Genomic DNA, 14,152 nt, shown 5'->3' on the forward strand with positions numbered 1-14,152 from the left:
AGATCAGGTGGCGGTCGTGGTGAACCCGTCCCTGACCTGGTCGAAGACGGGGCGGTAGGTGTCCCACTCCGCGGCGGGTGCGGACAGGTAGATGTCGTATTCCCGGTCGCCTTCCCTGCCGTAGCCGAGGTCGATGGCACGGAAGAGGCGGGCGCGTCCCTGGAAGGTGAACTCCCACACGGCCGCGGGCCGGCCGCGGAAGGTGGTCCGCTGCATCCGCAGTCGGCGGTACGTCGGGTAGTTGTCCTTCGTGTTGGCCTCGATGTCGGAGAAGTGCGTCACGGGGTTGCTTCCCGCGGGGGCCACGGTGCCGATCGTGATGCCCGCCAGTCCGGACGGGGCGGCGTACGTGACCTCGTCGGGGGTCCGCTTGCCGATCTTCCAGTCGTCCGGCACGGGGAAGGCGACTCCGAGCCGCGTGTCCCGGACCAGGCGGTAGCCCTTGGGCGCCGAGGACGGCGCGGGCGACGACGCGGCTGGGCGTCGGTTCGCGTGGGAACCGGTGCTGTCCGGGCCGCGGTGCGACATCGCGTAGAACGAGGCTCCCGCGGTTACGGCCACGGCGGAGGCCGCGACCGCCGCGACGACACCCGCGCGACGCCGTCGTCTCCCGCGGCCGCGCCCGGCGCCCCGGGGAGACGCCGGTGGCCCCGGCTCCGAGCCGGGCGGTCGGCCAGGCCCGTGCCCGGACGCCCCCGCACGCCGCTCGGCCGCCCCGGATCGGTCGGTGTCCCCGGAACGATCGGGCGACGCGGACGTGGGGGCCGCGGACAACGTGGACACCGCGGACGTCGTCGCGCCCGAGCGCGCCGCGTGCAGGGCTCGTTCCGTCTGCTCCGCCGAGGGCCGCTCGTCGGGGTCCTTGGCCAGGAGGGACTCGATGAGGGGTTCCAGCGGCCCGGCGTGTCGCATCGGGGCCGGCGGATCGACGACGGCGGCGTACGCGGTCTCCACCGCCGTGTCCCTGCGGAACGGCGGCCGCCCTTCGACCGCCTGGTACAGCGCGGCGCCCAGCGACCACAGGTCCGAGGCCGGGCCGGGCTGCTGCCCGCGGATGCGTTCCGGAGCCATGTAGTCGATGGAGCCGACCATCTCACCGGTCTTGGTGAGCGTCGACGTGCCGGACGTCATCGCGATGCCGAAGTCCGTGAGCACCACCCGGTCCTCGGCGCCGAGCAGCACGTTGCCGGGTTTGACGTCGCGGTGCAGGACACCGGCGGCGTGCGCGGCACGGAGGGCGGCGATCATGCCCAGGCCGATACGGGCGGCCTCCCCGGGTGCGATGGTCCCGCCGCCGCGGAGAAGATCGTCCAGCGTGCTGCCGGGGACGTACTCCATCACGATGCAGGGCCGCCCGTCGTCCTCCACGACGTCGTGCACGACGATCACGCTGGGGTGCGTGACGCTGGCCGCACTGCGCGCCTCGCGCCGCGTCCGCTCGAACAGCGTGGCGAGGTCGTCGGAGGACAGATGCGGATGCATGTGCAACTGCTTCAGTGCGACCTGGCGGCCCAGCACCCCGTCCTCGGCGCGCCACACCGTGCCCATGCCGCCCCGGCCGATCAGTTCGGTGAGCCGGTAGCGTCCGGCGATGAGCCGTCCCTCGTCCGACACCGTGTGCCCTCCGCTACCTGTGCCCGCGTTGCGATACCCCTGTCTGCCGTCGTCACCATAACCGCTGCCGCATGTGTGCTTTCGTGAATCAGGTCACGTCGAGTCGCGGTCGGCGCCGCGCCGGGTCACCCGCCGCCGTCGAGGTCGGTGCGCTGGCGCAGTACCCGTAGCTCGTGCCCGACGAGCTGCATCTCGTACAGCTTCCCCCGCGCGTTCTCGAAGGGGCGGTGGAGGATCATCATCAGCCGGTCGTCGAAGGTGTGGAACAGCATGCCGTGACCGCTGTCGTCCCGGACCAGGGGCCGGTGCTGCTGCCACGGCCCCGTGAGGTCGCCGGACGGCGAGACCGCGTAGGTCTGCACGTAGCCCCCGCCGACGGTGCCGTCCTGCTTGGCCGCGTTCTTCTCGTACGTCGACCACAGCATGAGCAGGGACCCGTCAGGGGTGGGGTACAGCTGAGGGCCGTCGGTGACGTAGGGCGGGAGCTGGTGCGGTACGCCGCTGGGGATCTGCTCGCTGATCCAGGACGCGTCCGAGCCCTTGAACAGGAAGACCGGTGTGCCGACGGTCTCCGAGAGGTCCGGAGCCAGCCGGATCGCCTCCATGGTTCCGTCGATGGTCTGCAGCCACTCGTGCGCGTACACCATCCAGGGCTGCCCGGACGGGTCGACGTAGAGCGTGCCGTCGAGGGTCATGAGGTTCTCGGGCGGTGTGGGGCGTGACGGGTCGACGACCGTGAAGGGGCCCAGCGGCGAGTCCGCCACGGCCGTGATCGTGCCCCGCATGTGGGTGGCTGTCGGGAACGGCGTGCCCCATGGGCCGGGGGGTGGCACGGGAAGGGGGCTGTGCTGGTCGTGCAGCGTGGTGAACAGGTAGTACCGGCCATCCCGTTCGTGCACCTCCGGAGCCCAGCCGCCGTCGGTGGCCCAGATTCCTGGCTGCTCGGCCGCCAGGAAGACCACGACGGGGGGCGTCCAGTCGCGCAGGTCGTGGCTGCGGTAGACCATCGTGCCGGTGCCGTCCACGCCCGACACGGACGGGTCGTTGGAGGTGTAGAGGAAGTAGGTGCGGGTCCTCTTGTCGGCTACGACGAAGGGATCGTGCAGCGGCATGTCGGGAAGCCGCATCAGCTCGGTGTCAGCCACGGTCGAAGAATACGGTGGGGCAGGTTCAAGGCGTCCGCGGGTGCTCCTCAGGGGGAGGGGGCGGCTGTGTACCGGGCGGCGGTGCGGGGCGTTCGTCGTCGTACGTGTTGTCCGGCTTCTCGCTCTGGGGTCGCCGCGTCCGGTACGCCGCCCGGTAGGCCGCCGGGGACGAGCCCAGCTGGCGGTGGAAGTGGCCGCGCAGGGCGACGGGCGAGCGGAAGCCGCAGCGTCCGGCGACCTCGTCGACCGAGTAGTCCGAGGTCTCCAGCAGACGTTGGGCCTGCAGCACGCGCTGGGTGATCAGCCACTGGAGTGGAGCGCTCCCGGTGAGGGAGCGGAACCGGCGGTCGAAGGTGCGGCGGCTCATGTAGGCGCGCGCGGCGAGGGTCTCCACGTCGAACGGTTCGTGGAGGTGCTCCAGCGCCCAGGTGACGACCTCGGCGAGCGGGTCGGCGCCGATCTCCTCCGGCAGCGACTGGTCGAGGTGGCGCTCCTGGCCGCCGCTGCGGCGGGGTGGGACCACCAGGCGCCGGGCCAGTGCGCCGGCCGCCTCGTTGCCGTGGTCGGTGCGCACGATGTGCAGACACAGGTCGATGCCCGCGGCGGTGCCGGCGCTGGTGAGGACGTCTCCGTCGTCGACGAACAGCTCGCGCGGGTCGACGTGCACCGACGGGTAGCGCTTGGCCAGTGTCGGTGCGTACATCCAGTGGGTGGTGGCCGGGCGGCTGTCCAGCAGTCCGGCGGCGGCCAGCACGAAGGCGCCGGTGCCGAGTCCGACGATGCGGGCGCCCTCCTCGTGCGCCCGGCGCAGTGTGTCGAGCGCCTCCTTCGGCGGTGGTGAGGTGATCGAGCGCCAGGCGGGCACGACGACGGTGCCCGCCCGGGAGATCGCCTCCAGCCCGTTCGGCGCGGTGAGTTCCAGGTCCCCCGTGGTCCGCAGCGGGCCCTCTTCTCCCGCGCACACCAGGAGCCGGTAGCGCGGCACTCCGGGGTCCTGGCGGTCGCTCCCGAACACCGAGAGCGGTATGGAACTCTCGAAGACGGGGCTGCCGCTGAACAGCACCACCGCGACGGTCTCCCGGCGACGCCGACCCGACGACGGCCCCCTGGAGGCGCCCTGGGGGACACGCGAGAACCGACGCAGCAGACGGTCGAGCCGGGTGGCTGCCTGTGGGTTTCCCCGCAGGACATGCCGCAGCCGCAGGCGCAACTCGGCTTCCACCTCCGCGACCGCGCCCTCGTCCCCGCGATCGAGAGCGTTGGCGAGGGCTTGGCGGGCCTGCTCCAGTTCCCGCCCGACCTCGTCGCCACGACCTCTGCCGCCGGGCTCGTTGTCCACGAGGAAGGCGGCGACGGCGTCACGGAGGAGGGGCCAGGAGTCCTCCTGCATGTGCTTCACCAGCGCGGCGGCACCGGTCGCGGCGAGCTCCGTCAACACCCCTGCCTTCGTTAGCCAACTCTGATCGTACGAGCCGAAGTTGAGATTGTATTCAAGGCTACTGCGTGGCGGTCGCCGCCCCCGCACGTGGCGTTGCCGCCGGCCGCCGCGGCAGGCGGGAGGGCCGCCGGCGTGTCGTGTTATCTCCATGCCTCGACCGAATTCGGCCACCAGTCATGAAGGAGGCGTATTTTCCTATAGTCATGGGAATCGAACTCGCTCTCGATGTGCACACAATTGATCGGGGTAACGGTTTATCGGGAAACCCAAGGTCGCTGGTCAACGGCCTGAAAAAACGCTTGGACTTCCCGGGCCCCGCCGCGGGAAACTGCGATTCCACGCGTTCCCGCGGCGGGGCCGCCACATGACCACACAGGATTGGGATGGGAACTCCTGAATCGCGTGACGCAACGCCGAGCAAGGGCTCGGTACTCCTCGCACTTCGCTACTACGGACGGGAGCTGGCCCGGCTCCGGCGGCTGACGGTCCCCGGGATGCTGCTGCCGGCGCTGGGCAACATCGGCATCTACTACATCGCGCCGCTGGTCGTCGCGAAGCTCGTCGGACGCATCGCCGGCAACACCGGTGCCACCGTCGGCTCGGCACTGCCGTACGTCTTGAGCTTCGCCGGAGTCCTGCTGTTCGCGGAAGCGGTGTGGCGCGTCGGCCTGCACTGTCTGAACCGGCTCGACGCCCTCGGTATCGAGCACCTGTACGTGATCGGCATGGACGAACTGTTCGCCAAGGACGCCACGTTCTTCCACGACAACTTCGCCGGATCGCTGACCAAGCGGGTCCTGAGCTTCGCCTCCCGCTTCGAGCCGTTCGTCGACACACTGACGTTCTCGGTCGTGGGCAACTTCGTGCCGCTGCTGTTCGGCGCGGTCGTGCTGTGGCGCTACGAACCGCTGCTCGTCGTCGGGCTCCTGGTGATGATCGCGGTGACGGCGCTGTGCGTGGTGCCCCTCATCCGTCGCCGCCAGGCACTCGTCGCCCAGCGCGAGGCGGCGATCGCCCGGGTGTCGGGCCATGTCGCCGACAGCCTGATGAACATGGACACGGTCCGGGCGTTCGCCGCCGAGGACCGCGAGGCCGCGGAGCACCGGTCGCGTGTCGCGGAGTCGCGGCGGCTCTCACTCAGGTCGTGGGACTACGGCAACCTGCGCATCGACACCCTGGTCGCGCCGATGTCCGTGCTGACCAACGTCCTGGGCCTGCTGCTCGCGGTCACGCTCGGCGGCGGCGGGCACGGCGTGGAGGCGGTCGTGGTCGCCTTCACGTACTACACCAACGCGACCCGGATCATGTTCGAGTTCAACCAGATCTACCGTCGCATGGAGGGCTCGATGACGGAGGCCGCGCAGTTCACCGAACTGCTGCTGGAGTCGCCGACCGTGCTCGATCCCGCGTCGCCGGAGCCGCTGCGGCCCCGCGCGGCCGATGTCCGCTTCGAGGACGTGACCTTCGCCCACGCGGGCGCGGAGCCGCTCTTCGAGGGGCTCGACCTGATGGTGCCCAGCGGGTCGAAGATCGGTCTCGTCGGCCGCTCCGGCGGTGGCAAGACCACGCTCTCCCGGCTGTTACTGCGGATGACGGACATCGACTCCGGCCGCATCCTGATCGGAGGTCAGGACATCAGCAGACTGCGCCAGGCGGACCTGCGCAGTCTGATCGCCTACGTACCGCAGGACCCGGCGATGTTCCACCGCACGCTGCGGGACAACATCGCGTTCGCCCGGCCGGACGCCACCGAAGCCGAGATCCGCCGAGCCGCCGAGGCGGCGCACGTCACGGAGTTCGCCGATGTGCTGCCGCTCGGCTTCGACACCATGGTGGGAGAGCGCGGGATCAAGCTGTCCGGCGGACAGCGCCAGCGGGTCGCCCTCGCCCGGGCGATCCTCCGCGACGCGCCGATCCTGCTGCTCGACGAGGCCACCAGCGCCCTGGACTCCGAGAGCGAGCTCCTCGTCCAGGAGGCGCTGTGGCGGCTCATGGAGGGGCGGACGGCGCTCGTGGTGGCGCACCGGCTGAGCACGGTCGCCACCATGGACCAGCTCGTCGTCCTCGACCGCGGACGGATCATCGAGCAGGGCACGCACCAGGAACTGCTCGCCTCGGAGGGCGCCTACGCGAAGCTGTGGCAGCACCAGTCGGGTGGCTTCCTCGACGACAGCTCCCTCAAGGGCGGCCCCGTCGAGGACAGCCTCCTCGACGACAGCTCCGCGCCGGCCGACCTGCACTGAACACGGACCCGGGCGGCAGTCATGTGCTGCCGCCCGGGTCCGCCCGTGTCGATCGCCGCTGATCGCCGCCGATCAGTGCCAATCAGTGCCGATCAGTTCCGGATCGTCAGCCAGTCCAGCGCGGCCACCTGCCGTCCGCCCTCCGCCACCAGGTAGAGGTCGTGGCTACCGGTGACCTCACGCTTCAGCCGCACCGACTGCTCCCGCCAGTCGCCGTCGTCGTCGGCCCGGACGGGTACCACCCCGACCAGCGGACCGTCCGGCGCGTCCAGGCGCAGCTGGAGCGAGCAGGTGCGCGCGCAGGAGGACTCGCTGCGTACGGTCAGCCGGTCTCCGGCGAGGTTCACCTTGCGGAAGCCCACCCAGTCGCCCGAGCCGAGCACCCCGGTGGCGGCCGTGCCGCGCTCCACGCCGCGTACGGCGATGGCCTGTTCGGCCTGGAGCGTGGAGGCGGCGTCGGGGCCGTCGCCGTACAGGCGCAGGTCGTTGACGACCCACGGGACCGGCCCGCTCGCGGTGAGCGTGATCCTCAGGTAGCGGGCCGTGGTCTGCCGGGGGAACACCGCGTCCTGGGTGAAGGAGCGGCCGGAGTCCTCGGCGAGCGGCTCGCCCCAGTGCGTGCCGTCGCGGCTGACCGAGACGGAGAACCCGTACGGCTGGCCACTGGTGTCGCGTCCGGCGTCGAGCGAGAGCCGGCCGAAGGTCTTGGACTCACCGAGGTCGACGGTCAGGTACTGGCCCGGGGACTGTGGACTCGCCGCCGTCCAGCGGGTGTTGATGTCTCCGTCGGTGACGGCGGAGGCGTCGGTACCGTCGCTCGCGGTCGCCGTCCAGGTGCCGTGCCGGACGCGCTGCCGGCAGCCGGGGAGGTTGCAGCCCGTCGACCAGATCGGTGCGCCGTACTCGTACGCGCCCTGGTCGGGGCCCGCGCCCCGGATGTCGGTCGTGATGCCGTCGATCGTCTCGCCGGCGTCGATGGCGGGGGAGTCGGCCGTGAGCCACAGTTCGCCGTTCACGGCGTCCGTGTAGCCGGGCTGTTCGCTGATCAGGTTGGAGCGGACCACCGGCAGCGGGTCGCCGGTCTGGGTGGCGCTGATCGGTTTCGGGCCGATGATGTTGCTGATGTACGAGCCGGAGGCGTCCGTCGCGCCGCTGAGCAGCACCGAGTTGCCGTTGATGCCCACGCCGTAGCTGGAGTTGTGGTCCTCGTTGGCGATGCTCGGTCCGGTGTGTCCGTTGAAGAAGGTGCCCCGGGTGCCGGTGTTCCAGGCGACGTTGTGGTGCAGCCGGAAGTGGCCCGAGTAGTTGTCGACGTAGAAGCCGACCTGGCCGTCCGCGTCGTGCGAGGTGTTGTGGTCGATGGAGGTGCCGGTGCCGTTCAGGCTGCAGCACACGTAGAAGGGGGAGCCGTCGCGTGATGTGCGCATCGCTTCGGAGAGGTCGTTGTAGGCGATGCGGTTGTCGTGGAACTCGGGGCCGTTGAGCTGCCAGGCGGTGTCGATGGAGCCGCGTCCCGTGCGCCGGACCGTGTTGTGGGTGACCGTGTGGCCGTTGCCGTTGACCTCGATGCCGGGTGTGTAGCTGCCCATCCAGCCGACGTCGTGGATGTAGTTGTTGGTGATGGTGTTGCCGGTGCCGCGCAGCAGGACACCGTCCCCGGCCGACTGGGAGATCTCGCTGTTCTTCAGGGTGTTGCCGGTGCCGAGGATCTGCACGCCCGAGTCGAGGATCCGGGAGGCGACGATGTTGCCTTCGAAGGGCGGGATCGCCAGGTCACTGTCCGGCGGCATGGGCAGGGTCGAGAACTCCGAGATGTAGGTGGCGCGCAGCCGGTCGACCGTGACTCCCGTGCTGTCGTTGCCCGTTCGCAGGGAGGTGCCCCAGAGGTTCAGTCCGCGCACGGTGACGTACGAGCTCTTGCTCAGGTCGACGCCCCAGAGCCGGTGCTTGGCGGTCACCGTGTGTCCGTCGATGCCGCCCTTCGGCGGGACCATGTACAGCCGCTTCGCGCTCTCGTCGTAGTACCACTCGCCCGGCTGATCCAGGGCGGCCTTGGAGCCGACGAGGTAGTAGTTGCGGTAGTTCTGGTTGCCCATGCACAGCGGAGGGCAGCGGTAGTTGCCGCCCTTGAAGTCCAGCTTGCCGGACGCGGTGGCGGTGACCGTGCCGGTCTGCTGGGCCCACGGGTTGGAGCCCGCCCACAGGTGCACGGTGGCGCCGGTCCAGTCGGCGTCCGGCAGGTCGGGGTCGTCGATGTGCTGGTCGGTGGAGGTGGCGCCGGCCTCGGCCCAGGTGGTGTTCAGCGGATCGGGTCCGGAGTTGGGCCAACGGCCTTCCTCCGCACGGTCGTCGTCCATGAACAGCGCGTTGAAGTCCGGGTCGAGGGGCAGGTCGGTGTCGGCGGCGACCAGGCCGTCGCCGGCGTCCTTCCAGCCGGTCACCCGCTCGGTGCCGTCGACGGTCACCGGGCCGTCGCCGTACGCGGCGAGGGTGATCGGCGCGTCCTTGGCGCCGGAGGGCGGGGTCACCTGCTCGCGGTAGGTGCCGCGATGGATCAGACAGGTGTCGCCCGGGCGGACCCGTGAGAGGCAGTCGCCGATGGTGCGCAAGGGGCTCGCCTGGGAGCCGGACGCCCGGTCGCTGCCCGAGGGGGCCACGTGGTAGGTGCGGCCGGGGCCCGCCGCCTGGGCCTGGCCCTGGACGGGGAAGGCCAACAGCGCTGTCGCAGCGGCCAGTACGGATAGGTGTCTCAGTCTCATGTCCCGCCTCCGGTCGTCGTCATGTCCCGTCCGGTCGTCCTCATGCCGCGCCTCCGGTCGTCCTCATGTCCCGCCTCCATTGGTCGGGGGTCGCCGCCAGGCCGCCTCGGTGTCGGGTCCGCCGGGAGCGCCCAGCACCGCACAGCGCAACCAGTGCTCGCCGGGCGGGAGTTGACCCGTCAGGGCAGGAAGTGCCGTGCGCCGGGCGAGGACGTTCGTGCCGGGCAGGCAGTCCACGACCTCGCCCTCGCGCAGGCCGTCGAGGTCCCGCAGTCCGCTGAACCCCGCCCGGGCCGACACACGGGCGTACCCCGTCCCGGCCGACCGCTCCGCGCTCATATCGCGGCCCACGCCCGCGTCACGGTCCACGGCGAAGGCGCCCTCCGCCGTGTGCAGCGCACGGTCGGTCCGGACGCGGTGCGTGCGCAGATGCCAGGGCGGGGCGGCCGTCAGCCAGGTGGTGATCTCCACGTCCGGCCAGGGCCGCCAGGTGCAGCGGATCGTGTCGCCGTTTGCCTCGGGGCCGGCCGGCTCCTCGCGCACCCGGTAGTGCGCCCCGCCGTCGTCGCTCAGCGCCAGCATCGAGTCGTACGCGCCCTGCGCGAGCCCCAGCGAGCCGTTCGGGAGGCTGAAGCCGAAGCGGGACGAGTACGCGAACTTGGCGTACTTCTCCGCCCCATGGCGCACCCAGGCATGGTGCTGGCGCCCGGCGAGCAGCGTGACGTCGCCGGAAGCGCGCATCAGCACCGCGCCCGCGTGCGGCTGGGCGCTGACGGCGGGCAGGGAGGGAGCCGGCTCCTCCGCCGCCGTCCAGAACGCGTGATCGTCCGGCAGCGCGAGCGGCAGGAACGCCTTCAACGACCAGTACGGGGAGCCGGGCGCGTTGTACTGCTCGGCGAGGGCGGGCTGCGGATAGCCGTAGCCGATGGACAGCAGCCCGTCGGGCCCGCTCACCGGTCGCCCTTCCCACCAGCGCAGATGCCGCAGCAGATACCCCTTCACCACGCCCCAGGGCAGCGCGTCGACCTCGGCGAAGGGCAGGGCGCCCCAGAAGGCGGCCTGTGCCCAGCGGTAGGTGAGGCTGCGGCCGTAGGGGACGGCGGCGCCGTCGTCCGCGAACCAGTGCCGGAAGTCGTGGGCGAACCGCGCCGCGCGCTCACGGAAGCGTTCTCCGTACCCGTCACCGTCCCCTGCGAGCCGGGAGTACAGCAGCCCGTAGAAGTGCATCGCCCACGGCACGTAGTAGTCGCGCCGTTCGGTGGGGCCGTCGGAGTACCAGCCGTCGCCGAGCCAGAACGTCTCCAGGCGCGCCAGCCGGGCGGCGACCAGCGAGCGGTCGTACGGCACCCCCACTCGGTGGAGGCCGAGGCCGATCAGCACCGGGAAGAAGTGCCAGTTGTTGTCGGCCGTCTCGCGGGGGAGTGCACTGCGCAACCACCGTGCGAGCCGGTCCCGTTCGGGGCCGCTCAGCGGGTCCCACCACTGCTCGGGGGCGAGCGCCAGAGCGAAGCCGATGGCTGCCATCTCGACGATGCGCTGGTCGCGGTCGCGGGGCTCGCCCCAGTACTCGGGATGGGCGGGGTCGCTGCCGTGGGCGAGGCCCCGTAGCCACAACTCCCCATGCGGTACGGCCCCCTTGCCCGCCGCGAGCGGGGCCAGTCCCCACAACGGGCGGGCGAACGCCTCCAGTTCGGCCGCGGTGTCGTCGTGGATCGCGGTGTTCACGCCGAGGCGTACGCGAGCCCGGCCGGGGCTGAAGTGCGGCACCACGGGAGCCACCAAGTCCCGTACCCGGTTCTGGAGTTCGGCGCGCATCAGCCCTTCTCCGCCCCGGCCAGCAGCCCGGTGCGCAGGAAGCGCTGGGCGAGGACGAAACCGATCATCAGCGGTGCGCACGCCACGAGTCCCGCCAGGGCCGCCTCCGGCTGGTGGATGTCGAGGTCGGCGAAGCCGCTGGAGTTGTTGACCGCGCCGGTGGACTGGAGCAGGGACATCAGCCCGAGTTGGAGGGTGAAGGTGCGGTCGTCGGAGAGCATCACGAAGGGGAGGAAGAAGTCGGTCCAGCAGCGCACGAAGCCGAAGAAGGCGATCAGCGCGATCGCGGGCCGCGCCAGCGGGAGCGCCACCGACCAGAACAGCCGCAGCTCGCTCGCGCCGTCGACGCGCGCGGCGTCCAGCAGACTGTCGGGCAGGTTCGCCTGGAAGTGCAGGAAGGCGAGGTAGACACCGAACGGGTAGAAGGACAGCGGCAGGATCACCGCCCAGATCGTGCCCGCGAGGTTCACCGCCGACATCTCCAGGTAGAGCGGCAGGACCAGTGCGGCCGGCGGCAGGATCATCGTCACGATCGAGAGGGTGAGCAGGGTCCGGCGGCCCGCGAAGTCGTGTTTGGCGAGGACATAGCCCGCGGGCACGCACAGCAGCAGGGCGAGGGCCACGCTCGCCGCCGCGTAGACGACGGAGTTGCCGATCCACAGCGTGATCTCGCCGTCGTTGTACGACATCAGATGCGCCCAGGCGTCGCCGACCCGGCCGAGGGAGCCGAAGCCGAGCGGTGAGCCGGTCGTCAGGTCGTCGGCCGTACGGGTGGGCGCGAGGAGCAGCCACAGCAGCGGCAGTCCGAAGAAGGCTGCCGCGCCGAGCAGGAAGAGGGCGCGGGCGCCGCGGGACAGAGCAGTCATCGCATCGGTCATGAAAGGTCATCTCACCTGGTGTCCGTGGCGTACATACGGGTGCGGGTGATCACGATCCACGCGGCCAGCAGTCCGACCGCGAGCATGGTCAGCGACAGTGCGGCGGCCTTGCCGAAGTCGCCGTCCTGGGTGGCGTACACGTAGGCGAGCTGGTTGACGGACCAGGTGGGGCTGATCTGGCCCGGCGCGCCGGTGGACAGCACGGTGGGCTCGACGAAGACCTGGCTGCCGGAGGCGAAGCTGGAGATCAGCACGAAGGCGACGTACGTGCGGACCATCGGCAGCTTGACGTGCCACATGGTCCGCCAGGCCGAGGCGCCGTCGACCTGCGCCGCCTCCAGGACGTCCTTCGGGAGCGCGGTGAGCGCCCCGTACAGGACGACGATCCAGCCGCCCGCGTGCACCGCGACGCCCATCACGGCGAGGACGGCGACCAGGCTGCCGCCGGAGAGCGCGTCGGTGGCGGTCTTCACGTCCATGAGCCTCAGCAGCGGTCCGAACGGGCTGCTGTCCGGGCTGACCATGAACAGCCAGAGCAGGGCCGCCGCCGAGCCGGTGACCGCGCCCGGCAGGTAGTAGACGAGCTGGAGCGCGCCGGTCGCCCTGCCAGGCCGGGCGTGCAGGGTGAAGGCGAGCGAGAGCACGGTCAGCAGCAGGACCGGCAGCCACAGCAGGAGGTACGTCGTGACGTTGCCCGCCGCCTCGCCGAGCCGGTAGTCGTCGAAGACGGCCGTCCAGTTGCGCCCGCCGGAGAACGAGCCGTCATGGACGAAGGAGGTCCACAGGGCATAGCCGGCGGGCGCGAGCCCGAAGGCCGCGAGGAACAGGGCGTACGGGCCGACGAGGAGCCATGTGGCGACGGTACGTCCCCGGCGCTTCACACGCCGGGGCGCGGCCGGGGACACGGTCTCCACCGCGGGCGGACGGGTCGGTGTCAGGGTTCTCATCCGACCGTGTACTCACCGGTCTTGGCCGCCGCGTCCAGCTTGTCCTGCCAACTCTCCAGCGCCTTGCGGAGGTTGCCGCCGGAGTCGGCCGTCTTGCCGAAAGTGTCGTTGAAACTCGCCTGCCAGTCGGCCTCGAAGCGGACGGCGCCGAATCCGGGGCGCAGGGCGCCTGCCGCGGCGGTGAGGGCGGGCATCGGGTCGGAGGCGTAGTACGGGTCCTTCGCCTTGGCCTCGCCCCACTTCTGGGCGGCGGCTGTGAAGGCCGGGTAGGTGGGCTGCTTGGCCTGGAGGGCGACGTCGGTGGTCATCCAGCGCACCAGGTCCACCGCCTCCTTGGTGCGGTCACCGGCGTGCGCGGAGACGAGGAAGGCACCGCCGCCGACCTGGCCCGCGAAGGACGTGGTCTCGCCGGGCCAGGTCGGCATGGGGGCCGCCGCGATCCGGCCCTTGGGGATCTTGAAGGCGGGGCCGAACATGAAGTCGCCGAACCAGGCGGGGCCCGGCAGCATCAGGATCTTGTCCTCCTTGCCGAGCTTGGCGAAGGCGGGGTCGGTGGGTACGACGGTGGTGACGGCCTTGGCCTTGGCCATCGGCTGGAGCAGGTCCGCGACCCGGGTGCAGGTCCGCTGGGTGAGGTCGATGTGGACCTTGGTGAGGCTGAGGGTGTCCCGGGTGGGGCAGCCGCTGCTGCCGAAGTAGGTGCCGGCGCCGTACTTGCCGTTGATCGCGCCGACGATCGTGCCGGGATGCTTCTTGGCCGCCTTCAGCCCGACCTGCTCGTACTCGGCCCAGGTCTTCGGGACCTCGTAGCCGTACTTCTTCATCAGCGAGGCGTCGTACCAGAGCACGGTGGGGGCGATGTCGTTGCGCAGGCAGTACGTCTTCCCGCTGAACGTGCAGGTGTCGAGGGAGCCGGGCGCGAAGCCGTCGCGGACGGACTTCGGTACGAGGCCGTCGAGCGGTGCCGCGTAGCCGAACTTGTCGCTCGCGAGGGTCGCCGCCTCGGCGGGGTTGGTCAGGAAGACGACGTCGGGCCAGCCGCTCTTGGTGCGGTTGGCGAGGGAGACCTTGGTGGGGACGTACCCGGCCTCGGGCGGGACGGTGACGACACGGATCTTCAGGTCGGGGTGTGCCTTCTTGTACTCCTGGGCCGCCGGTGTGCGGGTGTTGTCCACCCAGACCAGCAACTCGCCCTTGTCATCGCCCGACTTGCCGCTGCCGCCACCGGTACCTCCGCACGCGGAGAGCGCCAGTGCCGCGACGGCGGCCAGAGAAGCGGCGCGCCATCTCTTCATCGAAGACCACCTTTACTC

The 14,152-nt window shown here is 70.9% G+C and carries 9 protein-coding genes; 1 reads left to right on the forward strand and 8 read right to left on the reverse strand.

Translation table 11 applies throughout. The features are described 5' to 3' along the window. Window positions 1–3: 3 nt before the first annotated feature. From FNH08_RS03820 to FNH08_RS03830, 3 genes are all read right to left on the reverse strand, one after another. Window positions 4–1,614 (reverse strand): serine/threonine-protein kinase, encoded by a 1,611-nt coding sequence (locus FNH08_RS03820; protein WP_322723617.1) that lies wholly within the window; start codon window positions 1,612–1,614, stop codon window positions 4–6. 125 nt (window positions 1,615–1,739) lie between these two features. Beyond that, a complete protein-coding gene (locus FNH08_RS03825) occupies window positions 1,740–2,741 on the reverse strand; it encodes a glycoside hydrolase family 43 protein (protein WP_152769832.1) in 1,002 nt (333 codons plus the stop codon). Between the two features lie 43 nt (window positions 2,742–2,784). Further along, window positions 2,785–4,194, reverse strand: a complete 1,410-nt coding sequence (locus FNH08_RS03830; RefSeq protein WP_228033860.1) for a GlxA family transcriptional regulator — start codon at window positions 4,192–4,194, stop codon at window positions 2,785–2,787. Window positions 4,195–4,580: 386 nt separating this feature from the next. Between FNH08_RS03830 and FNH08_RS03835 the strand changes: the two genes are divergently transcribed. Then, window positions 4,581–6,440: an ABC transporter ATP-binding protein gene (locus tag FNH08_RS03835; protein WP_152769811.1), complete on the forward strand. Its 1,860-nt coding sequence runs from the start codon at window positions 4,581–4,583 to the stop codon at window positions 6,438–6,440. A 92-nt stretch (window positions 6,441–6,532) separates the two neighbouring features. Here the strand turns inward: FNH08_RS03835 and FNH08_RS03840 are convergent, their stop codons facing one another. The 5 genes from FNH08_RS03840 to FNH08_RS03860 form a co-directional block, all read right to left on the reverse strand. Continuing rightward, window positions 6,533–9,199 carry a discoidin domain-containing protein gene (locus FNH08_RS03840; protein ID WP_152769812.1) on the reverse strand — a complete coding sequence of 889 codons (2,667 nt, stop codon included), beginning with the start codon at window positions 9,197–9,199 and terminating at the stop codon, window positions 6,533–6,535. 63 nt (window positions 9,200–9,262) lie between these two features. Further along, window positions 9,263–11,014, reverse strand: a complete 1,752-nt coding sequence (locus FNH08_RS03845; RefSeq protein WP_152769813.1) for a DUF2264 domain-containing protein — start codon at window positions 11,012–11,014, stop codon at window positions 9,263–9,265. After that, on the reverse strand, window positions 11,014–11,880 hold the full coding sequence (locus FNH08_RS03850; protein WP_152769814.1) for a carbohydrate ABC transporter permease: 867 nt from the start codon (window positions 11,878–11,880) through the stop codon (window positions 11,014–11,016). Before FNH08_RS03850 ends, FNH08_RS03845 begins: the two co-directional genes overlap by 1 nt. A gap of 23 nt (window positions 11,881–11,903) precedes the next feature. Beyond that, on the reverse strand, window positions 11,904–12,839 hold the full coding sequence (locus FNH08_RS03855; RefSeq protein WP_152769815.1) for a carbohydrate ABC transporter permease: 936 nt from the start codon (window positions 12,837–12,839) through the stop codon (window positions 11,904–11,906). After that, window positions 12,836–14,134 (reverse strand): ABC transporter substrate-binding protein, encoded by a 1,299-nt coding sequence (locus tag FNH08_RS03860; protein ID WP_152769816.1) that lies wholly within the window; start codon window positions 14,132–14,134, stop codon window positions 12,836–12,838. The genes FNH08_RS03855 and FNH08_RS03860 overlap by 4 nt, the downstream gene beginning before the upstream one ends. Window positions 14,135–14,152 lie beyond the last annotated feature (18 nt).

The organism is Streptomyces spongiae (genome assembly GCF_009377185.1).
GTDB classification, from domain to species: domain Bacteria; phylum Actinomycetota; class Actinomycetes; order Streptomycetales; family Streptomycetaceae; genus Streptomyces; species Streptomyces spongiae.

What these genes read in the sequence shown, in the direction of transcription:
- FNH08_RS03825 (WP_152769832.1), bottom strand. Translation starts at nt 2,741, where the DNA reads ATGCGGCTTCCCGACATGCCGCTGCACGATCCCTTCGTCGTAGCCGAC.
- FNH08_RS03835 (WP_152769811.1), top strand. Translation starts at nt 4,581, where the DNA reads ATGGGAACTCCTGAATCGCGTGACGCAACGCCGAGCAAGGGCTCGGTA.
- FNH08_RS03840 (WP_152769812.1), bottom strand. Translation starts at nt 9,199, where the DNA reads ATGAGACTGAGACACCTATCCGTACTGGCCGCTGCGACAGCGCTGTTG.
- FNH08_RS03845 (WP_152769813.1), bottom strand. Translation starts at nt 11,014, where the DNA reads ATGCGCGCCGAACTCCAGAACCGGGTACGGGACTTGGTGGCTCCCGTG.
- FNH08_RS03850 (WP_152769814.1), bottom strand. Translation starts at nt 11,880, where the DNA reads ATGACTGCTCTGTCCCGCGGCGCCCGCGCCCTCTTCCTGCTCGGCGCG.
- FNH08_RS03855 (WP_152769815.1), bottom strand. Translation starts at nt 12,839, where the DNA reads ATGAGAACCCTGACACCGACCCGTCCGCCCGCGGTGGAGACCGTGTCC.
- FNH08_RS03860 (WP_152769816.1), bottom strand. Translation starts at nt 14,134, where the DNA reads ATGAAGAGATGGCGCGCCGCTTCTCTGGCCGCCGTCGCGGCACTGGCG.